The sequence below is a fragment of the Dellaglioa sp. CoH-57-MRSF-22 genome (assembly GCF_056781895.1).
This window is the reverse complement of the sequence record NZ_JBXAXT010000137.1, coordinates 1-349: the sequence shown is the minus strand read 5'-3', so window position 1 is coordinate 349 and position 349 is coordinate 1. Positions and strand designations below refer to the sequence as shown.

Sequence of the window (349 nt, the reverse complement as noted above, 5' to 3'; positions counted from 1 at the left end):
TAACCGAGTTCTTCGATCTCGACAAGATGGATGCAGAGCGTAAGCTATACGCCGCAGAACTCACGAAGCTCGGAAAGGTCCGAGCCGCCTATGATGAGCTGCGCGCGCAGGTTGAACGCGACAGAGAGGGGCTCGTACCGCGCGATGGGCTGATGAAGCTTAAAGAACGCGTCACCAAGATCAAGGCACGGTTGAGCAAGCTTCAGCGTTCGTTCACGGATGCGCAGGAAATCACGCGGCTTGTCGCCTTCTCCGAGTCAATGGGCGATCAAGTCAAAATCCTGCAAGGCGCAATTGGGGATGAGATTACGGAAGAATCGTTCATCGATCACGTGAAGCAGATAAAATA

The 349-nt window shown here is 53.6% G+C and carries 1 protein-coding gene; it reads left to right on the top strand.

The features are described from left to right. Nucleotides 1–349 (top strand): hypothetical protein (locus AC1RPR_RS08555; protein ID WP_481763524.1); only part of this gene is annotated, 349 nt, incomplete at both ends.